Origin of the sequence: Streptomyces sp. NPDC002265, assembly GCF_040296125.1 — a bacterium.
GTDB lineage: Bacteria > Actinomycetota > Actinomycetes > Streptomycetales > Streptomycetaceae > Streptomyces.
The window spans coordinates 1-21,283 of the sequence record NZ_JBEOWS010000064.1 but is presented as its reverse complement, the minus strand read 5'-3'; the positions used below and the strand labels follow the sequence as shown (position 1 = coordinate 21,283).

20 protein-coding genes are annotated in these 21,283 nt (G+C 72.1%); 12 read left to right on the top strand and 8 right to left on the bottom strand.

Annotated features, from left to right (window positions below; all coding sequences use genetic code 11):
* Positions 1–2: 2 nt before the first annotated feature.
* From ABT085_RS14420 to ABT085_RS14390, 7 genes are all read left to right on the top strand, one after another.
* Positions 3–1,613 (top strand): MFS transporter, encoded by a 1,611-nt coding sequence (locus ABT085_RS14420; protein WP_351606302.1) that lies wholly within the window; start codon positions 3–5, stop codon positions 1,611–1,613.
* Between the two features lie 16 nt (positions 1,614–1,629).
* Positions 1,630–2,163: a hypothetical protein gene (locus tag ABT085_RS14415; RefSeq protein WP_351606299.1), complete on the top strand. Its 534-nt coding sequence runs from the start codon at positions 1,630–1,632 to the stop codon at positions 2,161–2,163.
* Positions 2,164–2,275: 112 nt separating this feature from the next.
* Entirely contained in the window at positions 2,276–2,473 is a 198-nt protein-coding gene (locus tag ABT085_RS14410; RefSeq protein WP_351606296.1) for a DUF8691 family protein, read from the top strand.
* Between the two features lie 171 nt (positions 2,474–2,644).
* Positions 2,645–3,292: an HdeD family acid-resistance protein gene (locus ABT085_RS14405; RefSeq protein WP_502982725.1), complete on the top strand. Its 648-nt coding sequence runs from the start codon at positions 2,645–2,647 to the stop codon at positions 3,290–3,292.
* A 112-nt stretch (positions 3,293–3,404) separates the two neighbouring features.
* On the top strand, positions 3,405–3,815 hold the full coding sequence (locus tag ABT085_RS14400) for an SHOCT domain-containing protein (RefSeq protein ID WP_351606294.1): 411 nt from the start codon (positions 3,405–3,407) through the stop codon (positions 3,813–3,815).
* Positions 3,816–3,967: 152 nt separating this feature from the next.
* The gene (locus ABT085_RS14395; RefSeq protein WP_351606292.1) at positions 3,968–4,690 is read left to right on the top strand and encodes a helix-turn-helix transcriptional regulator; all 723 of its coding nucleotides are present in this window, start codon (positions 3,968–3,970) and stop codon (positions 4,688–4,690) included.
* Positions 4,687–5,667, top strand: coding sequence for a pyridoxal-phosphate dependent enzyme (locus tag ABT085_RS14390; protein ID WP_351606289.1), 981 nt, complete (start codon positions 4,687–4,689; stop codon positions 5,665–5,667). The genes ABT085_RS14395 and ABT085_RS14390 overlap by 4 nt, the downstream gene beginning before the upstream one ends.
* Before the next feature lie 70 nt (positions 5,668–5,737).
* On the opposite strand, the gene ABT085_RS14385 is transcribed toward ABT085_RS14390, so the two are convergent.
* From ABT085_RS14385 to rhaI, 8 genes are all read right to left on the bottom strand, one after another.
* A complete protein-coding gene (locus ABT085_RS14385) occupies positions 5,738–7,102 on the bottom strand; it encodes a vWA domain-containing protein (protein ID WP_351606326.1) in 1,365 nt (454 codons plus the stop codon).
* 17 nt (positions 7,103–7,119) lie between these two features.
* On the bottom strand, positions 7,120–7,977 hold the full coding sequence (locus ABT085_RS14380) for an AAA family ATPase (RefSeq protein ID WP_351606286.1): 858 nt from the start codon (positions 7,975–7,977) through the stop codon (positions 7,120–7,122).
* 171 nt (positions 7,978–8,148) lie between these two features.
* Positions 8,149–8,796, bottom strand: coding sequence for a LutC/YkgG family protein (locus ABT085_RS14375; RefSeq protein WP_351606284.1), 648 nt, complete (start codon positions 8,794–8,796; stop codon positions 8,149–8,151).
* The gene (locus ABT085_RS14370) at positions 8,793–10,271 is read right to left on the bottom strand and encodes a LutB/LldF family L-lactate oxidation iron-sulfur protein (RefSeq protein WP_351606279.1); all 1,479 of its coding nucleotides are present in this window, start codon (positions 10,269–10,271) and stop codon (positions 8,793–8,795) included. The genes ABT085_RS14375 and ABT085_RS14370 overlap by 4 nt, the downstream gene beginning before the upstream one ends.
* Positions 10,268–11,023 (bottom strand): (Fe-S)-binding protein, encoded by a 756-nt coding sequence (locus ABT085_RS14365; protein WP_351606275.1) that lies wholly within the window; start codon positions 11,021–11,023, stop codon positions 10,268–10,270. The genes ABT085_RS14370 and ABT085_RS14365 overlap by 4 nt, the downstream gene beginning before the upstream one ends.
* 136 nt (positions 11,024–11,159) lie before the next feature.
* Positions 11,160–12,638, bottom strand: coding sequence for a rhamnulokinase (locus ABT085_RS14360; RefSeq protein ID WP_351606273.1), 1,479 nt, complete (start codon positions 12,636–12,638; stop codon positions 11,160–11,162).
* Entirely contained in the window at positions 12,635–14,674 is a 2,040-nt protein-coding gene (locus ABT085_RS14355; RefSeq protein ID WP_351606270.1) for a bifunctional aldolase/short-chain dehydrogenase, read from the bottom strand. Before ABT085_RS14355 ends, ABT085_RS14360 begins: the two co-directional genes overlap by 4 nt.
* Before the next feature lie 114 nt (positions 14,675–14,788).
* Complete coding sequence (gene rhaI / locus ABT085_RS14350) at positions 14,789–15,949, bottom strand: L-rhamnose isomerase (protein ID WP_351606267.1); 1,161 nt, start codon at positions 15,947–15,949, stop codon at positions 14,789–14,791.
* A 260-nt stretch (positions 15,950–16,209) separates the two neighbouring features.
* Between rhaI and ABT085_RS14345 the strand changes: the two genes are divergently transcribed.
* The 5 genes from ABT085_RS14345 to ABT085_RS14325 all read left to right on the top strand — a co-directional run bounded on the left by ABT085_RS14345 (position 16,210) and on the right by ABT085_RS14325 (position 21,246).
* Complete coding sequence (locus ABT085_RS14345) at positions 16,210–17,727, top strand: sugar ABC transporter ATP-binding protein (RefSeq protein ID WP_351606264.1); 1,518 nt, start codon at positions 16,210–16,212, stop codon at positions 17,725–17,727.
* Complete coding sequence (locus tag ABT085_RS14340; protein WP_351606261.1) at positions 17,724–18,764, top strand: ABC transporter permease; 1,041 nt, start codon at positions 17,724–17,726, stop codon at positions 18,762–18,764. The genes ABT085_RS14345 and ABT085_RS14340 overlap by 4 nt, the downstream gene beginning before the upstream one ends.
* Positions 18,757–19,749 (top strand): ABC transporter permease, encoded by a 993-nt coding sequence (locus ABT085_RS14335; RefSeq protein ID WP_351606254.1) that lies wholly within the window; start codon positions 18,757–18,759, stop codon positions 19,747–19,749. The genes ABT085_RS14340 and ABT085_RS14335 overlap by 8 nt, the downstream gene beginning before the upstream one ends.
* 76 nt (positions 19,750–19,825) lie before the next feature.
* The gene (gene rhaS, locus ABT085_RS14330) at positions 19,826–20,908 is read left to right on the top strand and encodes a rhamnose ABC transporter substrate-binding protein (RefSeq protein WP_351606252.1); all 1,083 of its coding nucleotides are present in this window, start codon (positions 19,826–19,828) and stop codon (positions 20,906–20,908) included.
* Between the two features lie 17 nt (positions 20,909–20,925).
* A complete protein-coding gene (locus tag ABT085_RS14325; protein WP_351606250.1) occupies positions 20,926–21,246 on the top strand; it encodes an L-rhamnose mutarotase in 321 nt (106 codons plus the stop codon).
* Positions 21,247–21,283 lie beyond the last annotated feature (37 nt).

Sequence of the window (21,283 nt, the reverse complement as noted above, 5' to 3'; positions counted from 1 at the left end):
CCGTGACACACTGGCGCGCTCTGGCTGTACTGGGCACGGCCCAGTTCCTGATGGTGCTGGACACGTCCGTCATGAACGTGTCCATCAGTCAGCTGGTCGAGGACTTCGACACCGAGGTCACCGCCATTCAGGCGGTCATCACGCTCTACGCCCTGGTCATGGCGGCTTTCATGATCGTCGGTGGCCGGCTCGGGGACATCCTGGGACGTCGTCGGCTGTTCTTCGTCGGTCTCACCGTCTACGCCGTCGGCTCGGCCCTGACGGCCGTGGCCCCCAGCCTCTGGTTGCTCGCCCTGGGGTGGTCGGTGATCGAGGGGCTCGGCGCCGCGCTGGTGCTGCCCGCGATGGCCGCGCTCGTCGCGGAGAACTACCGCGGACCGGAGCGGGCGGTCGCCTACGGGGTCATCGGCGGCCTCGCGGGGGCCGGCATCGCGGTCGGACCGCTGCTGGGCGGCTGGGTGACCACCTATCTGACCTGGCGACTGGTCTTCGCCGGTGAGGTCGTGGTCGTGCTGATCGTCCTGTGCTGCAACCGGGTGATCCCGAAGACCCCCCGCACCGCCCCCCGGTACGGGCTGGACGGCGTGGGCGCCGCGCTCTCCGCGGGCGGACTCGGGCTGGTGGTGCTCGGGGTCCTCCAGAGCGGCTCCTGGGGCTGGGTCCAGCCGCGCGACGCTCCCTTCACCGTCCTGGGCTTCGCGCCGACCTTCTTCGTCGTCGCGGTCGGGGGCGCCGTCCTGGTGGGGTTCCAGCACTGGGAGAGACGCCTGGCGGCCCGGGGCGGGGAACCCCTGGTGCACTTCGCCCTGCTGCGGCTACCGGTGCTGCGTTCCGGGCTGATGGTCCTGCTGAGCCAGAACCTCATCCTGCTCGGACTGTTCTTCACCATCCCCCTGTACCTCCAGGTCGTACAGGGCTTCGACGCCTTCCAGACCGGTCTGCGGCTGCTGCCGGTCTCCGTCACCATGCTCGTGGCCTCCGTGCTCGCCTCCCGGCTCGGGCAGCGCATCGGCGCGCGGGCCGTCGTCCGGCTGGCGCTGACGATCCTGCTGCTGGCCGTCGTCTGGCTGCTCGCCACCATCGAGCCCGTCATCGACGACACCCAGTTCGCGGCCGCGATGGCCGTCCTCGGGGTCGGGATGGGCCTGCTCGCCTCGCAGCTGGGCAACGTCGTGCAGTCCAGCGTCGGCGAGGAGGGCCGCAGCGAGGTCGGCGGCCTCCAGTACACCGCCCAGAACCTCGGCTCCGCGCTCGGCACCGCCCTCATCGGCTCCCTGCTCGTAGGCGCTCTGGCCCAGGCGTTCACCGTGCATGTCGCGGACGACCCGCGGATCTCGGACGAGGCCCGGAAGCAGACCGGCATCGCCCTGGAGTTGGGTATCGCATTCGTCAGCTCGCAGCAGGTGCACACCGCCGCGGAGCAGGCCGGACTGCCCCCGGCCGACGCCGACGCGCTCACCGAGTCGTACGCGAAGGCGCAGTTGGCAGGCCTGCGGGTGGCGATCCTGGCGGCGGGCGGGATCACCCTCGTCAGCTTCCTGGCCACCTCGCACCTTCCGGCCGTCCGGCCCCGTCGCGCGGCAGCGGACCCCCGGGCCGAGACGATCTCCTGACCACCGGAGGGACACGATGGCCAAGGCGAAGTCCAGGGGCACGACAGGGGTGCGGGTCAGGCAGGAGCGCGCCGCCGGCAGGACGCACGCCGACTACACCGGAGGCATCTACGGATCACTGCTCGCCGCCTCGGTCGTGGTGGGCGCCGGCACCCTCGGCCCGCTCCCGCGGCTCGAACTGGCGTTGCTGCTGCTCGCCACCAGTCTGGTCTTCTGGATCGCGCACGTGCACGCCCAGCTGTTCGGCGCGCGGCTGGTCCGGCAGTCCCTGGACCGGCACGCCGTCGTGGCCGTGTGCCGGGAGGAGTGGCCGATCGTCAACGCCGCGGTGCCGCCCGTGACCGCCGTGGGCGTCGGCTGGCTGCTCGGCATGGACCTGGCCGGCACGCTCTGGCTGACGCTGGCCGTCGCGGTGGCCGGGCAGGTGGGATGGTCGATCGCGGCGGCCCGGGAGGCCCGTGCGTCATGGGCGCTGGCCGCTTCCGCGGGGGTCGTCAACCTCGTGATCGGGCTGCTGATCGTCGTGCTCAAAGTGGGCCTGACGCACTGACGGGACCGGCCGCTGCCGGTTCACCTCACCAGGGTGAGGCCGTACGCCGTCGCGCGACGGACCATCGTGGAGCGGGGGAGACCGCGCACGCCACCCGTGGGGAGGGCCGCTCATGCGCTACGAGTTCCGTATCGACGGACACATGTCGAAAACGCTGGCCGAGGCATTCCCCGAACTGGAGTACGTCGTCGCGGCCGACCAGACCCTGCTGTTCGGGCCGGTCGTCGACGAGGCGCACCTGTACGGGCTGCTGGCCCGGTTCCAGTCGCTGGGCCTGCACCTCGCGGAGATGCGAAGGCTGGCGCAGTGAACCACACCGGACCGCCGCCGTCCCACGCCGTGCTCGCCCCGCGGCCACCGGTCACCCGGTTCGGGTGATCCCGGGGGACGACGGCCGGGGGGACGCTGAAGCCGAGCGGTCCGTGACGTCGCCGCGCCGGGACACGGCTCCCGGCCGGTGACCGGCACACGAGGAGGAGCCATGACCGTACCGCCTCGTCCCACACCTCCGGCCGGGCCGGAGCAGACCCCCGCCGGGCGCGGCCCGGTCGCCCCGGACGACCCCGCCCGGATGCTCGGCGCCGTCGGCTCGTCCTGGCACTGGGCCCTGGCCACGGCGCTCGCGACCCTGCTGCCCGGCATCCTGATCCTGGTGTGGCCCGACGAGACCCTGCACATCCTGGCGGTCATCATCGGCGTGTACCTGCTGCTCGCCGGGTTCTTCAGATTCGTCATGGCCTTCGGCCCGGAGGGCCAGGGGGAACGGATCACCCGGCTCCTGCTCGCGGTGCTGTTCGTGCTGGCCGGTGTGCTGTGCCTGCGCAACCCGCTCCAGACGATCGCCGCGCTCTCCCTGATCGTCGGCGTGACCTGGCTGGTGTCCGGCATGGTCACGGTGTACATGGCCGTCGCCGCCAAGGGCCTGCCGCACCGCGGCGTCCTGTTCGGCGTGGGCGCGCTCGGGGTCGTCGCGGGAATCGTGGTGCTGGCCCTGCCCACAGAGTCCGCGGTCGTCCTGACCCGGCTGCTCGGCCTGTGGCTCGTACTGCTGGGCCTGCTGGAGGTGGCGGTGGCGTTCACCCTGCGGGCCGGGCTCCGCAAGGCCATGAGGAGCGGCGGACTCACCTGACCGGCCGGGAAGCTCACCCCTGCCGGGTGAGGCGGCCGGGCGGTCCACCGCCCACGCTGAATGCGCACGAACCGACCGACGGGCGACCGCCTTGTACGGAGGAGGACGGAAAGTGGACGGAAACGTGTACCTCGCCTACGACTACCCGCTGCTGAGCACGTTCTGGACCATGCTGTGGTTCTTCCTGTGGATCCTGTGGTTCGTCCTGCTCTTCCGCATCATCGTCGACATCTTCCGTGACGACACGCTCGGTGGCTGGGGCAAGGCGGGCTGGCTGATCTTCGTCGTCGTGCTGCCCTTCCTCGGTGTCTTCGTCTACGTCATCGCGCGTGGCAAGAACATGGGCCGCCGCCAGATCGAACAGGCACAGGCGCAGAAGGCGGAGTTCGACAGCTACATCCGGCAGACCGCCACCACGCCCAGCAGTGCCGACCAGCTCGCCAAGCTGTCCGAGCTGCGGAGCAAGGGAGACATCACGGACGAGGAGTTCCGCCGCGCGAAGGAGAAGATCCTGGCCGCCTGACCGGAGCGGACGCGAACGGCAAGGGCGGTCCCCGGAGGTCCGCCCTTGCCGTTTCCCCCGTCCCGGGGTTAGATTTTTCGTACAGAGATTGGACTGGAAATCCAGGACTGGAACATCCTGGACCGCCGATCCGGACGCAAGGGGGAGTGCGGATGACGGATGCGGACCTGGAGCGGGAGCGGGACGCGGTCCTGGGCGCCCTGGCCCCGGTTCTCGACGGGATCGTGGCGACCTTCGGACCGGTGTGCGAGGTGGTGCTGCACGACTACCGGCGTCCGGAGCACTCGGTGGTCGCCGTCGCGGGTTCGGTGACGGGGCGTGCGGTGGGCGGGGCGATGAGCGAGATCGGCATGCGGATGCTGGCCCGCGGCGACCACGCGTCCGACGAGCTCAACTATCTGACCCGGACCGGCTCGGGAGCCCTCGTCAAGGCGTCCACGATGGTGCTGCGCGACTCCACGGGCGCGGTGTTCGGCGCGCTCTGCGTCAACGTGGACGTGACCGCGGTCGGCCAGGCCCACGCCCTGCTCGGCGCGCTCGCCGGCTTCGGGGGCGGCACCGCCGAGCCGCCCGTCACGACGTACGGCAACGACATCGACTCCGTCGTCGACGCCATCCTCGACACCCATCAGCTGCGTCACCGTCAGCCCTGGGCCGCGCTGGACCGCCCGCAGCGCCTGGAGCTGTTCCGCGGACTGGACGAACGCGGCGTCTTCGCGGTGCGGCGCTCCGTCGAGCAGGTCGCCACCCGCCTGGGCATCTCGCGCGCCTCCGCCTACACCTATCTCTCGCAGTCCAGAGCGGCGGACTCCCGACCCGACGCACCTGCGCCCGCCACCACCCCCGACCGGACCGACGAGGGAGTACAGCCGTGACCGCCGCCGCACCCCTGCCCATCACCCTCGACGACGTGCTCGACGCCGCCGCGCGGCTCAAGGGCGTCGCCCACCGCACGCCGGTCCTGCGCTCCAGGACCCTGGACGGCCTCGTCGGCGCGGAGGTGTTCCTCAAGTGCGAGAACCTCCAGCGTGCAGGGGCGTTCAAGTTCCGCGGCGCCTACAACGCGCTGTCCCGGCTCGCTCCCGCGCAGCTCGCCCGCGGCGTCGCCGCCTACTCCTCGGGCAATCACGCGCAGGCGGTCGCCCTGGCCGCCCGCGAACTCGGCACCACCGCCGTCATCGTGATGCCCGAGGACGCCCCGCGCTCCAAGCGGGACGCGACCGCCGGCTACGGCGCCGAGATCGTCACGTACGACCGCTACACCGGCGACCGGGTCGCCGTCGCCGAGGCCCTGGCCGCCGAACGCGGTCTCGCGCTCGTCCCGCCCTACGACCATCCGGATGTGATGGCGGGCCAGGGCACCGCCGCCCTGGAACTCCTGGAGGAGGTCGGTGAGCTGGATCTGCTGGTGGTGCCGGTCGGCGGCGGCGGGCTGATCGCCGGCAGCGCCACCGTGGCCAAGGGACTGCGCCCGGACATCCGGGTGACGGGCGTCGAACCGGAGGCCGGTGACGACACCCGGCGCTCGCTGGCCGCGGGCCGGCGGGTGACCGTCCCGGTGCCGCGCACGATCGCCGACGGACAGGCCCTGCACACTCCCGGCGAACTGACCTTCGCCGTCAACCGCCGTCTCGTGGACGGGATCGCGCTGGTCTCCGACGACGAGATCAGGGACGCGATGCGGTTCGCGTTCGAACGGCTGAAGACCGTCGTCGAGCCGAGCGGCGCCACCCCGCTGGCCGCGCTGCTCGCGCGCCGCGCCGGTCCTCTCCCGCCCCGGGTGGGGGTGATCGTCTCCGGCGGCAACGTCGACGCCGCACGCTTCGCCGCCCTGTGCGCGGCCCCGGCCTGACGAGCCGGACGGGGCCGACGAGTCCGACGGACCCGGCCGGGGGCGGCGCACCCGAGCAGGCACCAGGTGGTCACACCGGCAGCAGCCGCCCCACCAGCGCCTCCAGCTGCCGTACGTTGCGGCACTCGTGCATCTCGACCAGCCCGGCGTACGCCGCCGCGGCCGAGTCGCCGGTGCCCCACTGGGCGCGGGGCTCCGGATTGAGCCAGTACAGGCGGCGGGCGCGCTCGCCGATCCGGCGTACGGCCGGCAGATTCGGGTCGCTCATGTTCGTCCGGCCGTCGCCCAGCACGAAGACGGTCGTGCGCGGCCCGACCGCACCCTCGTACCGTTCCGCGAACTCGCCCAGCGCGACTCCGTAGTCGCTGCTGCCGTGCCAGCCGGTCAGGGTCGCCTCCGCCCGGATGCGGGCGCTCAGGCCCTCGGGGTCGGCCGCGCCGCGCACGAGCAGACCGGTCACCTCGTCGACCCGGTTGACGAAGGCGAACACCCGCACCTTGCTGAACTGCTCGTGCAGCGCCTGCACCAGCAGCATCGTGAAGTCCGAGAATCCGGACACCGAGCCCGACACATCGCACAGCAGCACCAGCTCGGGGCGGACCGGCCGCCGCCTGCGCAGCACCGGCCGCATCGGCACCCCGCCGGTGGACAGCGAGCCGCGCAGCGTCCGCCGCAGATCGATGGTGCCGCGGGCGGCCCGGCGGCGGCGGGCGGCCAGCCGGGTGGCCAGCTTGCGGGCGAGCGGCTGCACGCTCCGGCGCAGCTCGGCCAGCCGGTCCCGGCCCGCGAACAGGAAGTCGACCCGGTCGGCGCTCGGGGCCACCGCGCGCCGGGCGATCTCGTCGCGGCCGCGCCGCTCGGCCACCCGGCGTCGTGCCTCCGTCGCCACCTGCCCCCGGAAGGCCTCGATCCGCCGCCGGATCTCGTCGTCCAGCAGCCGGTCGGCGAACCCGGAACCACCGTTCCGCGCGCGGACGTCGTCCCGGACGCGCGCGAACAGGGTCTGCGGCCTGATCCGGTCGAGGGCCTGGTACGAGGACCAGCCGTCCGAGCCGGGCGAACTCCCGTACCCGCCGAAGCCGTCCACCGCCTCGGCCGCCAGCCGCCCCAGCAGCGCCGCGTCGTCGGCGGCCAGGGCCCGCGCGAGCCGCTCGCGCAGCTCCTCCCGGTCCACGGCACCGGTGGTGGACGGCGCCCCGGTCCTGCTCGGGAAGTAGAGGTCGAAGACCGGGTCGAACACCCGCCGCTGCCCCTCCGTGTGCAGCAGGGTCGCGGCCAGGCCCGCCCGCAGCAGCTCGCGGTCGGTCAGGCCCAGGGCGGCCACCGCCTGTGCCGCGTCCACGGTCTCGCCGGTGCCGATGCGCAGACCGTGGTCGCGCAGCGCGGCGACGAAGCCCGTCAGCCGGGCCGCCAGGTCGTCCGCCGGCCCGGTCATGCCGTCCGCCGGCGCGGTCATACGGCGTCCAGATCGAGCTTGGCGGCCGCCTTGAGGATGTCGTCCTGGTGCTTGAGGAGCACTCCCAGGCTGGCCCGTACGACGTCCTCGTCGAGGGTGTCGGCACCGAGCGCGAGCAGGGTGTGCGCCCAGTCGACGGTCTCGGCGACCGACGGCACCTTGCGCAGGTCCATCGCGCGCAGAGCGCCGACCACCCGTACCACCGACGCCGTGAGCGCCTCGCTCAGCTCCGGGACCTTCTGCCGTACGATCCGCCGCTCCAGTTCCTCCTCGGGGAAGCCGATGTGCAGGAACAGACAGCGGCGGCGCAGCGCCTCGGACAGCTCGCGGCCGGCGTTGGAGGTGAGCACGACGAACGGGCGGCGGGTCGCGGTGATGGTCCCGAGCTCCGGCACCGTGATCTGGAAGTCGCTGAGCACCTCCAGCAGCAGCCCCTCCACCTCGATGTCGGCCTTGTCGGTCTCGTCGATCAGCAGGACCGTCGGCTCGTCACCGCGGATCGCGCTCAGCAGCGGGCGGGGGAGCAGGAACTCCTCGCTGAAGATGTCCGTGCGCGCCTCGTCCCAGGTCTCGCCGCGTCCGGCGGTGATGCGCAGGAGCTGCTTGGCGTGGTTCCACTCGTACAGCGCGCGTGACTCGTCCACTCCCTCGTAGCACTGGAGCCGGACGAGCCGGGCCTCGGCCACCTGGGCCACGGCCTTGGCGAGCTCCGTCTTGCCGACGCCCGCGGGGCCCTCCACCAGCAGGGGCTTGCCGAGGCGGCCGGCGAGGAAGACGGCGGTCGCCACGGCGGGGGAGGCCAGATAGCCGGTCGCTGCCAGACGGGCGGTGACATCGTCGACGGACGTGAACAACGGGGGCCTCCGGTGGTCGTGGGCGAGCCGGGCTCCGGCCGTCCGTCCAGGCACGTACCGCTTGACTGCCGACCCGACTGGCCAAGCGCTTGCTCACCCATGCTGTCATCTGCGCCCGGGTGAAGCCAAGGCCGGGCCGCGAGGAGTGCGCCCCCGCCGCTCACCCGCCCCTCACCCGCCGCTGACCAGCACCACCTCCAGGGTGCGCGGGCCGTGCACGCCCTCCACCCGGTCCAGTTCGATGTCGCTGGTCGCGGAGGGACCGGAGATCCAGGTCAGCGGGCGGGCCGGATCGAGGCGTCCGAGTGCCTGCGGCACGGAGGACACGACCTGGCCGGGGACCCGCACGACGCAGATGTGGTGGTCCGGGATCAGGGTGATCCGGCGGCGGCCCTGCTCAGGACCGCCGTCCAGGACGATCGTGCCGGTCTCGGCGATGGCGACGGCGCAGCCGGTGACCACGCTCTCCACCTCGTCCAGCTGCCGGGGCGTGCTCACGGCCCGGTCGTGGATCCGGGTGGGGTCGGCCGCGGACATCCACTCCGGCGGCAGCCCCGGCGGCACCAGCACGTACCGCGACCCGCGCTCGGCGAGCAGCTCCATGACGAGCAACGGCAGTTCCTCCTCGGTGACGCGGTGCACGATCGCCCGGTAGTCCGCGAGGTTCCGCGCCAGCAGGTCGACCGTCGCCTCGGCGCTCAGACCGCCGTGCTCGCGCAGATAGTCGCGCTCCACCGCCCGCTCGTACGGAGCGTCGTCCGGCGGCACGTCGGCGAGCGCGCGCCGTACCCGGCCCAGGATCCGTTCCCTGCTGCTCACTTCGCGCCGTCCTTTCCGCCGTTCGTGCGCTGCCACCAGTCGCGGAACGGTTCCGCGGGCACCGGCGGCAGGTCCCGGGTCGCGCTCCAGGCCCGGCCGGGGCCGGGCAGGGACCGCGGATGCAGCCGCCGGGTGCGGGAGGCCAGGCGCTGGCCGGCGCGCAGCACACCGGGCCGGCCGAACGCCCAGCGCGCCGCCCGCATCGCCGCCCGTTCGGCGGCATGGCCCTTCGCGGGCTGCAGCACGACCTTGTTGCCGCCGCGCGTCACCTCGCCGCCCTCGACGACCCGTTCGCGCAGGTGCACCAGCACCTCGGGGATGTCGATGGCCACGGGGCACACCTCGTAGCAGGCACCGCACAGCGAGGAGGCGTACGGCAGCGAGGCGTCGATCTCGCTCGCCGTGCCCCTGAGCTGGGGGCTGAGGATCGCGCCGATCGGCCCCGGGTAGACCGAGCCGTAGGCGTGGCCGCCGGCCCGCTCGTACACCGGGCAGACGTTGAGGCACGCCGAGCAGCGGATGCAGCGCAGCGCCTGGCGGCCGACCTCGTCGGCGAGGGTGTCGGTGCGGCCGTTGTCCAGCAGCACCAGATGGAAGACGCGCGGCCCGTCCCCGTCGGTGGTGCCGGTCCACGTCGAGGTGTACGGGTTCATCCGCTCGGCCGTGGAGGAGCGGGGCAGCGTCTGGAGGAAGACCTCCAGGTCGCGCCAGGTCGGCACGACCTTCTCGATGCCGACCACCGAGATCAGCGTCTCGGGCAGGGTCAGGCACATCCGCCCGTTGCCCTCCGACTCGACGACCACGAGCGTGCCGGTCTCGGCGACCATGAAGTTGGCCCCGGAGATCCCGACCTTGGCGCGCAGGAACTTCTCCCGCAGATGCAGCCGGGCCGCCTCGGCGAGCTCGGCGGGGGTGTCGGTCAGCCCTTCGGGGGCGGGCCTTCCCCACGCGCCCATCTCGCGGGCGAAGATGTCCCGGATCTCGCCCCGGTTGCGGTGGATAGCCGGGACCAGGATGTGCGAGGGCCGGTCCTTGCCCAACTGCACGATCAGCTCGGCGAGATCGGTCTCGTAGGCGCGGATGCCCTCGGCCTCCAGCGCCTCGTTGAGGCCGATCTCCTGGGTGGCCATCGACTTGACCTTGACGACCTCCGACTCGCCGGTCTCCTTGACCAGAGCGGCCACGATCCGGTTGGCCTCCTCGGCGTCGGCGGCCCAGTGCACGGTGCCGCCGGCCGCAGTGACCGCCTCCTCCAACTGCACCAGGTAGCGGTCGAGATGGCGCAGCGTGTGGTCCTTGATCTGCTTGCCCGCCTCGCGCAGCCCCGCCCAGTCGGACACCTCGGCCACGGCGTTCGCCCGCTTGGCCCGGATGGTGTGCGTGGCGTGCCGCAGATTCGCACGCAGAGTTTTGTCGCCGACGGCCTCGCGCGCGGCCACGGGGAAGGCCGGCATTCCCACGAACGTCCCGCTCATACGGCCGGATCCTCCTCGGTGCTCGCCAGGATCTCCGCGAGGTGCACCGGCCGGATGCCGGTGCGCAGCCTGGTCATGGTCCCGCCGATGTGCATCAGACAGGAGTTGTCGGCCGCGCACAGCACCTCGGCGCCGGTGGACTCGGCGTTGCGCACCTTGTCCGCGCCCATCGCGGCCGAGACGTCGGCGTTCTTCACGGCGAAGGTGCCGCCGAACCCGCAGCACTCCTCGGCGCCCGGCAGTTCGACGAGTTCCAGCCCCTTCACGGCGCCCAGCAGCCGCCGCGGGCGGTCGCCCAGGCCCAGGCTGCGCAGCCCGTGGCAGGTCGGGTGATAGGTCACGGTGTGCGGGTACCAGGCCCCCACGTCCGTCACCCCGAGCACGTCGACCAGGAACTCCGACAGCTCGTACGTCTTCGGCACCACCGGCGCCAGCGTGGCGGCGAGGGAGTCCCCGCGCCCCTCGGCCCGCGCCCGCTCGCCCATCCGCGGATAGAGCTCCCGCACCATCGCCCCGCACGACCCCGAGGGCGTCACGATCGCGTCGTACTCACCGAAGACATCGGCGAAGTGCCGGGCCAGCGGCTCCGCCTCGTGCCGGTAGCCGGTGTTGTAGTGCGCCTGCCCGCAGCACGTCTGCGCCGCCGGGAAGTCGACGTCGACGCCCAGCCTGGTCAGGAGCTTCACCACCGCGCGGCCGGTGTCCGGATAGAGCGTGTCGTTGACACAGGTCAGGAACAGTGCGACACGCATCGCGGCTCCTAGTCATGGATCGCATGGATCGTCGGGTGAGTGCCGGGCGCCTTCCCCTCCACGCGACGAGCGTAGTGGGGAGGCGCCGACGGGTCGGGGAAGCGGGGGAGCCGGGGAAAGCGGGGCGGACCCCGGCTCAGCGTGTGGTGAGCCGGGCCTGGGCAGCGCGCCACACGGCCGTGTCGCCGCGCGGTTCGCAGCGGGTCAGCGGCTGGGTACGGGCCAGCAGGCCCCGCATGTCGGCGAGGTCGCCGACCACCCCGTGGGCCCGGCCCTGCACGAGGACGTTGCCGAGCGCGGCGGCCTCCGCCGGGCCGGCCACCACGGGCAGCCCGCAGGCGTCGGCGGTCAGCTGGCACAGCAGCGCGTTGCGGGTGCCGCCGCCGACGATGTGCACGACGTCGACCGGATGGTCCGCCAGCCGCTGGGCCTCCTCGACGGCCCGGCGGTGGGCGAGGGCGAGCGAGTCGAGGATGCAGCGGGTGGTCTCGGCCCGGGTGCGGGGCACGGGTTCGCCCGCGGCCCGGCAGGCCTCGGCGATCCGCTCCGGCATCCGGCCGGGCGCCAGGAAGGCCGCGTCGCCCGCGTCCACCACCGAGCGCAGCGGCGCCGCCTCGGCCGCCTCGCGCAGCAGCGCCCCCAGGTCCGGGTCGCCCCAGGCCCGTACGCACTCCTGGAGCAGCCACAGCCCCATGATGTTGCGCAGATAGCGGACCGTGCCGTCCAGCCCCAGCTCGTTGGTGAAGTTGGCGGCCCGGCTCTCCTCGGTCAGCACGGGTGCGTCCAGTTCGAGACCGGCCAGCGACCAGGTGCCGGTGCAGATGTACGCGAACCGCTCGCCCGTCGCGGGGACCGCGGCCACCGCGGACGCCGTGTCGTGCGAGCCGACCGCCGTGACCGGCACCGGACCGCTCAGCCCGGTCTCCTCCAGCACCTCGGGCCGCAGCAGACCCGCCGGGTCGCCGGGCCGGCGCAGCGGCGCGAACAGGCCGAGGTCGACACCCAGCCGGGCGGCGACGTCGTACGACCACTCGCGCGTGCGGGGATCGATCAGCTGGGTCGTCGAGGCGTTGGTCAGCTCGGTGCCCTGCTCGCCGGTGAGCCAGTACGCCAGCAGGTCCGGGATGAGCAACAGGCGCTCGGCGTAGGAGAGTTGGGCGGAACCCTGGGCGGCCGCGAGCTGGTACAGGGTGTTGAAGGGGGCGTACTGGAGTCCGGTGCGCGCGTACAGCTCGGCGGCCGGTACGGTCGCCCAGACCTTCTCCGCGACCCCCTCGGTGCGGGCGTCGCGGTAGTGCACGGGGTTGCCGAGCAGGGCGCCGTCCGCGTCCAGCAGCCCGTAGTCCACCGCCCAGCTGTCGATGCCGACGGAGTCCAGCCGGCCGCCGTGGCCGGCCCCGGCCGCCCGCAGCCCCTCCAGCACTCCCGCGTACAGCCCGAGGATGTCCCAGCGCAGCCCCTCCGGCACCCGCACCGGCCGGTTGGGGAAGCGGTGCGCCTCGGACAGCTCCAGGAGGTCCGGGCCCACCCGGCCGACCATGACGCGCCCGCTGGACGCGCCGAGGTCGACCGCGGCGTACGACCGCGCCGTGGACGGCGTGCCGGTGGCGCTCATCGCAGGAACGCGGCCGCCACACCCGCGTCGACGGGGACGTGCAGTCCGGTGGTGTGGGTCAGGTCGCCGCCGGTGAGCGCGAACACGGCGTTCGCCACGTGCTCGGGAAGCACCTCGCGCTTGAGGATGGTCCGCTGCGCGTAGAACTCGCCCAGCTTCTCCTCCTCCACCCCGTACACGGCCGCCCGCTGGGCACCCCAGCCGGCCGCGAAGATCCCGGAGCCGCGCACGACCCCGTCCGGGTTGACGCCGTTGACGCGGATGCCGTGCTCGCCCAGCTCGGCCGCGAGCAGCCGCACCTGGTGGGCCTGGTCGGCTTTGGTCGCGGAGTAGGCGATGTTGTTCGGACCGGCGAAGACGGCGTTCTTGGAGGCGATGTAGACGATGTCGCCGCCCAGCTCCTGGGCGATCATCACCCGTGCCGTCTCGCGCGAGACCAGGAAGGAGCCGCGGGCCATGATGTCGTGCTGGAGGTCCCAGTCCTTCGCGGTGGTCTCCAGCAGCGGCTTGGACAGCGAGATCCCGGCGTTGTTGACCACCAGGTCGATCCCGCCGAAGGCCAGCAGGGCCGCCTCGACCGCGGCCGCGATCTGCTCCTCCGAGGTGACGTCCACGGTCACCGCCACGGCCTTGTCCGGGCCGCCGAGCTCCTCGGCGACCGCGGCCGCGTTCTGCGCGTTCAGGTCGGCGACCACGACACAGGCGCCCGCGGCGACCAGCCGGTGCGCGACGGCCTTGCCGATGCCGCTGCCCGCGCCGGTGACCAGGGCCACCCGGGTGGCGAGCGGCTTGGGCCTCGGCATCCGCTGGAGCTTGGCCTCCTCCAGCGCCCAGTACTCGATGCGGAACTTCTCCGACTCCTCGATCGGCGCGTACGCCGACACCGCCTCGGCGCCGCGCATCACGTTGATCGCGTTGAGGTAGAACTCGCCGGCGACGCGGGCGGTCTGCTTGTCCTTGCCGAAGGAGAACATGCCGACGCCCGGCACGAGCACGATCGCCGGGTCGGCGCCGCGCATCGCGGGGGAGCCGGGCTCGGCGTGCCGCCGGTAGTAGCCGGCGTACTCCTCGCGGTACTCGGCGTGCAGTTCCTTCAGCCGGGCGACCGCCTCGTCGAGCGGGGCGCCCGCCGGCAGGTCCAGGACCAGCGGCCGGACCTTGGTGCGCAGGAAGTGGTCGGGGCAGGAGGTGCCCAGGGCGGCGAGCCGCGGGTGCTCGGCGCGGGCGAGGAAGTCGAGCACGGTGTCGGAGTCGTCGAAGTGCCCGACCTGCGGCCGGTCCTTCGAGGCGACGGCGCGGACGTACGGCGCCAGGGCCGCGGCCCGCTTCCGCCGCTCGGCCCCGGGCAGCGCCCCGTAGCCCTCGATCACCGCGCCGAAGGGCTCCGGCCTGCCGCGCTCGGCCAGGAACGCCTCGGCGGTGCGGATGATGTGCAGCGAGTTGCGCTCGCACTCCTCGGAGGTGTCCCCCCAGGCGGTGATGCCGTGCCCGCCGAGGACGCAGCCGATCGCCCGCGGGTTGGCCGCCTTGACCGCGGCGATGTCCAGACCGAGCTGGAAGCCGGGCCGCCGCCAGGGCACCCACACCACGGTGTCGCCGAAGCACTCGGCGGTCAGCTTCTCGCCGTCCGCCGCGCACGCCAGCGCGATCCCCGAGTCGGGGTGCAGATGGTCCACGTGGGCGGCGTCCACGAGCCCGTGCATCGCGGTGTCGATGGAGGGCGCCGCACCTCCCTTGCCGTGCAGGCAGTAGTCGAACGCGGCCACCATCTCGTCCTCGCGCTCGACGCCCGGGTAGACGCCGGCAAGGGCCCGCAGCCGGTCGAGCCGCAGGACGGCGAGACCGTCCCCGGTGAGCGTGCCGAGGTCGCCGCCGGACCCCTTCACCCACATCAGTTCCACGTCACCGCCGGTCACGGGGTCGGTGTCGGTGCCCTTGGCGGAGGTATTGCCGCCGGCGTAGTTGGTGTTGCGCGGATCAGCGCCGAGTCGATGAGACCGGGCGAGGAGAGCGGCGGCTTCGGCGTGCGGTGCCATGACTGTCTCTTCCCAACTTCTTGAACGAGGGTGAGTACGGAAAGGGGCGCGGGGAACTGTGCGACCGGCCACGACCGGCCCGCAGCCCGCGAAACGACGGATCCCGGCAGACGCCTACGCCCCCCACCCCGCCTGCTCCCCGCCCACCCGCTCCGCGACGATCCGCTCGGCCCAGCCGGACCGGCGGTACGCCGCGATCGGGTCGGGGTCGATCCCGAGTTCCTCGCGCACCTCGCGCAGCAGCGGCCGTACGTCCGTGTTGTACGCGTCCATGAGCACCGCGTTCGCCTCCAGCACGTCACCGGAGCGCTGCGCCGCGGCCAGCGCGTCACGGTCGACCAGCAGCGCCTTCGCGGTCGCCTCCTGCACGTTCATCACCGAGCGGATGATCGCCGGGATCTTCGCCTCGATGTTGTGGCACTGGTCGAGCATGAAGGCGACGCCGGGCACGAACCCGCCGCCGCGGATGACCTCGTACATGATCCGGAACAGCTGGAAGGGGTCGGCGGCGCCGACCATCAGGTCGTCGTCCGCGTAGAAGCGGGAGTTGAAGTCGAACCCGCCGAGCCGGCCCTCGCGCAGCAGCGTGGCCACGATGAACTCGATGTTGGTGCCCGGCGCGTGGTGGCCGGTGTCCACCACGACCTGCGCCTTCGGGCCGAGCCTGAGGCAGTGGGCGTACGCGGTGCCCCAGTCCGGGACGTCGGTGGTGTAGAAGGCGGGCTCGAAGAGCTTGTACTCCAGCAGCATCCGCTGCTCGTCGCCCAGCCGCTCGTACACCTCGGCGAGCCCCTCGGCCAGCCGGTCCTGGCGGCCGCGGATGTCGTCCTGGCCGGGGTAGTTCGTGCCGTCGGCGAACCACAGCTTCAGGTCGCGCGACCCGGTGGCGTCCATGATGTCGACACACTCCAGCAAGTGATCGACAGCCTTTCGGCGCACCGCCGCGTCCGGATGGCAGATGCTGCCCAGCTTGTAGTCGTCGTCCTGGAACGTGTTGGAGTTGATCGCGCCCAGCCGCACCCCGCGGTCCTCGGCGTGCTTGGCCAGGGCCGCGTAGTCGTCGACCTTGTCCCAGGGGATGTGCAGCGCGACGGTCGGGGCGACGCCCGTGAAGGCGTGCACCTGGGCCGCGTCGTCCAGCTTCTCCCGGGGATCGCGGGGCACACCGGGCTGCGCGAACACCTTGAAGCGGGTCCCGGAGTTGCCGTACGCCCACGACGGAGTCTCGACGGCCTGGGTCTTGAGGGCGGCCTTCACCGCGGCGAGATCGGTCACTTCAGGGCTCCTGGGACGTCGTTGGGGGAACGAGTTCAATGAAACGTTTCAGATGGGGAAGTTATGAGCCCTCCGAACGGGTGTCAACCCCTGCGGCCGGGACGCCTCTCCGTAACAAGAACGAGACCTTGTGCTGTCGAAACTTTTTCGACACGGACCCATTGACGCCACATGCCGGATCTGTCTAACGTCCCGGCAATCCAGTTGAAACCTTTCACGACGCTGAGGGCCAGCCCGCCGGCGTCGTCGAGGAGCCCCCAATGACCCACCCGTCCGACACGGGTCCGGCCCCGGTGCTGGCGCTGAAGGACATCACCAAGTCCTTCGGCGCCGTCCGTGCCCTGCGGGACGTCTCCCTGACGCTGTTCCCCGGCGAGGTCCACGCCCTCGCCGGCGAGAACGGCGCGGGCAAGTCGACCCTCATCAAGACGCTCGCCGGGGTGCACCGACCGGACGCCGGCCAGGTACTGCTCGACGGTGCGCCCGTCGTCTTCCACGGCCCCGGCGACGCGCGTGACGCCGGTATCGCCGTGATCTACCAGGAGCCCACGCTCTTTCCCGACCTCTCGATCGCCGAGAACATCTTCATGGGCCGTCAGCCCCGGCGCGCCCTCGGCCGGATCGACCACAAGGCCACCCGCGCGGCGACCGCCGCCCTGATGCAGCGCCTGGGCGTCGACCTCGACCCCGACCGCCCGGCCCGCGGCCTGTCCATCGCCGACCAGCAGATCGTCGAGATCGCCAAGGCGCTCTCCTTCGACGCGCGGGTCCTGGTCATGGACGAGCCGACCGCCGCCCTCACCGGCAGCGAGGTCGCCCGCCTCTTCGGCGTCGTACGCACCCTGCGCGACCAGGGCGCCGCCGTCCTGTTCATCTCCCACCGGCTGGAGGAGATCTTCCAGATCTGCCGCCGGGTGACCACCCTGCGCGACGGCGCCCTGATCTCCAGCGAACCACTGGACGGGATGACCGAGGACGACCTCGTCCGGCGCATGGTCGGCCGCGACCTCGACGAGCTCTACCCCAAGCAGGACGTGACACCGGGCGAAGTCGTCCTCGACGTACGCCGCCTGACCCGCGAGGGTGTCTTCACCGACGTCTCCTTCGCGGTGCGGCGCGGCGAGATCGTCGGACTCGCCGGACTGGTCGGAGCCGGCCGCACCGAGGTCGCGCGGGCCGTCTTCGGCATCGACCGCCGGGACGCGGGCGAGGTCGAGGTCGGCGGACGCGCGCTCGCGGGCGGCTCCCCGTCCGCCGCGATGTCCGCCGGGATCGCCCTGGTCCCCGAGGACCGGCGCGCCCAGGGCCTGGTGATGGACATGTCCATCGAGCGGAACATCGGCCTGACCGGACTGCGCACCAGCGTGAAGGCCGGTCTCGTGGACCGGGGCGCCGAGCGCAGCCGCTCCCTCGACTGGGCCGTGAAACTCCAGGTCAAGTACGCCCGGATCGCCGATGCCGTCGCCACCCTGTCCGGCGGCAACCAGCAGAAGGTCGTGCTGGCCAAGTGGCTGGCCACCGGCCCCAGGGTGCTCATCGTCGACGAGCCCACCCGCGGCATCGACGTCGGCACCAAGGCCGAGGTCCACCGGCTGCTGTCGCAGCTGGCCGCCGACGGCGTCGCCGTCCTGATGATCTCCTCCGACCTGCCCGAGATCCTCGGCATGGCCGACCGCGTGCTGGTCATGCACGAAGGCCGGCTCACGGCCGAGATCCCCCGCTCCGAAGCCACCGAGGAGTCCGTGATGGCCGCAGCCACCGGGAGGGCCGCCGCATGACGGTGACCGCACCCAGCCCCGCCCCGGCCGGCGAAGTGTCCAAGTCCGGCGGCACCCGGCTGGTCGACCGCGTCTTCAGGATGCGCGAACTCGCCATCCTGGTCGTCTTCCTGGCGATGATCGCCGTCACCCAGGCGGGCAACAGCGAGTTCCTCTCCGAGCAGGGCGTCAAGGACCTCCTGCTGAACGCGACCATCCTGGTCCTGGTCGCCACCGGACAGTCCCTGGTGGTCATCACCCGCAACGTCGACCTGTCGGTCGGCTCGACCCTCGGCATCAGCGCCTTCGCCGCCGGCATCTACCTCCAGGGCGGCGGAAACCCGGTCGTCGCCATCGCCCTGGCGATCCTGCTCGGCATCGGCTTCGGCCTGCTCAACGGACTGCTGGTCAGCCTCGGCCAGGTGCCCGCCCTCGTCGTCACCCTCGGCACGCTGTACATCATCCGCGGCATCGACTCCATCTGGGTCGGCTCCCGCCAGATCACCGCGGCCGACCTGCCCGGCGGATTCGTCGACTTCGGCGCCGGAGGCATCTCCGCGGTGCCCTGGCTCGCCCTGATCGCGCTGGCCGTCCTGGTGGCCACGGCCTACTACCTCAAGCACTACGGCAGCGGCCGCGAGATGTACGCGCTCGGCTCCAACCCCGAGGCCGCCCGGCTCGCCGGCATCCCGGTCCGCAAGCGGATCCTGGCCGCGTACACCTTCTGCGGCGGCCTGGCAGGCCTCGCGGGCGCCCTGTACCTGGCCCGGTTCGGCAACGTCGACTCCGGCACCGGCAACGGCTACGAACTCACCGTCGTCAGCGCGGTCGTCGTCGGCGGCGTGGTCTTCACCGGCGGCTCCGGCAGCGTCTACGGCGCCGCGCTCGGCGCCCTGCTGCTCACCTCGATCAACAGCGTGCTGCCCGCCCTCGGCGTCAGCTCCGTCTGGGTGCTCGCGATCAACGGCATCCTGCTCCTCCTCGCCATCGCGGTCGACCGGATCGTCGCGCTGCGCGTGGCCCAGGCCCTGAAGAAGAGGAACGCCCGCCATGGCTGACTCCACTCTCGTGCGCGCCGTCCGCTGGGACACGGTCGTCGGCGCCCTGCTCATCGTGGTCCTGCTGTTCTCCTTCGGCTTCGTCGACGGGTTCGGCAACGCCCTCAACCTGTCGTTCCTGATCGGCAACACCCTGCCGATCGCGCTGGTCGCGCTGCCCATGACCCTGCTCGTGGTGGCCGGCGAGATCGACCTCTCGGTGGCGTCCACGGCGGGACTGTCGGGCGCCGTGATGGGCGCCCTGTGGAACCAGGGCATGGCGATCGAGACGATCATCCCGCTGTGCCTGCTGCTCGGCGTGGTCTGCGGGCTCGTCAACGGCCTGCTGGTGACCCGGCTCGGGCTGCCCTCCCTCGCCGTCACCATCGGCACCCTCGCCGCCTACCGCGGCATCGCGCAGATCGTGCTCGGCTCCGACGCGGTGACCGACTTCCCCACCCAGTACCTGGACTTCGCGGCCGGACGCCTGGGGGACAGCTTCCTCCCGCAGGCCTTCCTGCCCTTCCTGGTCCTGCTCGCGATCGCCGTGGTGGCGCTGCACGCCACCCCGTTCGGACGCTCGCTCTACGCCATCGGCGCCAGCGAGGAGGCGGCCCGCTTTGCCGGCATCCGCGTCCGGCGCCAGAAGCTGGTCCTCTTCACGGTGACCGGCCTGATGGCGTCCCTCACCGGCATCTTCTGGGCGCTGCACTACGCCAGCGCCCGCTACGACAACGCCACCGGCCTCGAACTGTCCGTCGTGGCCGCCGTACTGCTCGGCGGTATCGACTTCGACGGCGGCAAGGGCACGCTCGGCGGCGCGATCGCGGGCGTCTTCCTGCTCGGCGCGCTCCAGAACGTGATGAGCCTGCTGAACGTCTCGGCCCAGTCGCAGATCGTCGTCACCGGCGTCCTGCTCGTCGTCTCCGTGCTCGGCCCCCGGGTCGCGCGGCAGATCTCCGTGGCACGGGCGGGCCGCAGGGCCGCCTCGAGCCCGGCGCCGTAACTCCCGCTCCACCTCAGCCCGGCATCCCGCTCCGCCCACCCGCGTACTTCGCCCACCCTCGTAAAGGAACACGCCCATGCGCAAGTCGTCGCTCCGTCGTGCCTGCGCGGCCCTGGCCGCCGTCACCTCCCTCGCCCTGGCCGTCACCGCCTGCGGTGGCACCACCAAGAAGGACGTCGCCGCCGACAGCGGCTCGGCCGCCGCGGGCGGCACGGCCGACCCGAACGCCGCCACCAAGAAGGGCCTGACCGTCGGCTTCCTGCCCAAGGCGGTCAACAACCCCTACTTCACCACGTCCGACAAGGGCGGCGAGGCGGCGCTGAAGGAGCTGGGCTCCAGCTACAAGGAGGTCGGCACCTCCAGCGCCACCGACACCGCCGGCCAGGTCTCGTACGTCAACACCCTCACCCAGCAGCAGGTCGACGCGATGGCCGTCTCGGCGCAGGACCCCGGCGCCCTGTGCACCGCGCTGAAGCAGGCCATGAAGGGCGGCATCAAGGTCGTCACGTACGACTCCGACACCAAGGCGGACTGCCGCAACGCCTTCGTCTCCCAGGCCAGTGCCGAGGACCTGGGCCGCACCGAGGTGCAGCTGCTGGCCGAGCAGATCGGCTACAAGGGCGACATCGCGATCCTGTCCGCCGCGCAGACCGCGACGAACCAGAACACCTGGATCGACTACATGAAGGAGGAGCTGAAGGACCCCAAGTACAAGGACATGAAGCTGGTCAAGGTCGCCTACGGCAACGACGACGCCCAGCAGTCCTTCCAGCAGACCCAGGGCCTGCTCCAGGAGTACCCCGGCCTGAAGGGGATCATCTCCCCGACCACCGTCGGCATCAAGGCGGCCGCCCAGTACCTCTCCGGCTCCAAGTACAAGGGCAAGGTCAAGCTGACCGGCCTCGGCACCCCCAACGACATGCGCACCTACGTCAAGAACGGCACCGTCGAGGGCTTCGAGCTGTGGGACCCGGCCAAGCTCGGCGAACTCGCCGCCCGTACCGCGGTCGCGCTCGCCTCGGGGCAGATCACCGGCAAGGAGGGCGAGACCTTCACGGCCGGCTCCATGGGCTCGTACACCATCGGCAAGGACGGCGTGATCAGCCTCGGCAAGCCGACCGTGTTCGACGCCAAGAACATCGACCAGTTCAACTTCTGATTCCCCAAGGGGTGTTGATGCGACGCGTGTGCTTCCTGCTGAAGGTCCGGGCGGACCGCCTCGACGAGTACCGCGAGCGGCACGCCGCCGTGTGGCCGGAGATGCTCGACGCGCTCTCCGCCACCGGCTGGCACAACTACTCGCTGTTCCTGCGCGAGGACGGCCTGCTCGTCGGCTACCTGGAGACCGAGGACTTCGCGGCCGCCCAGGCAGGCATGGAGGCCACCGCGGTCAACGCCCGCTGGCAGAAGGAGATGGCGCCGTTCTTCGAGTCGCTGGACGGCGCCAGACCCGACGAGGCGATGACACCCCTCACGGAGGTCTGCCACCTCGCCTGACCCGGAGTTCCGGGGGGCTCGGACCCGCCGCGGGTCC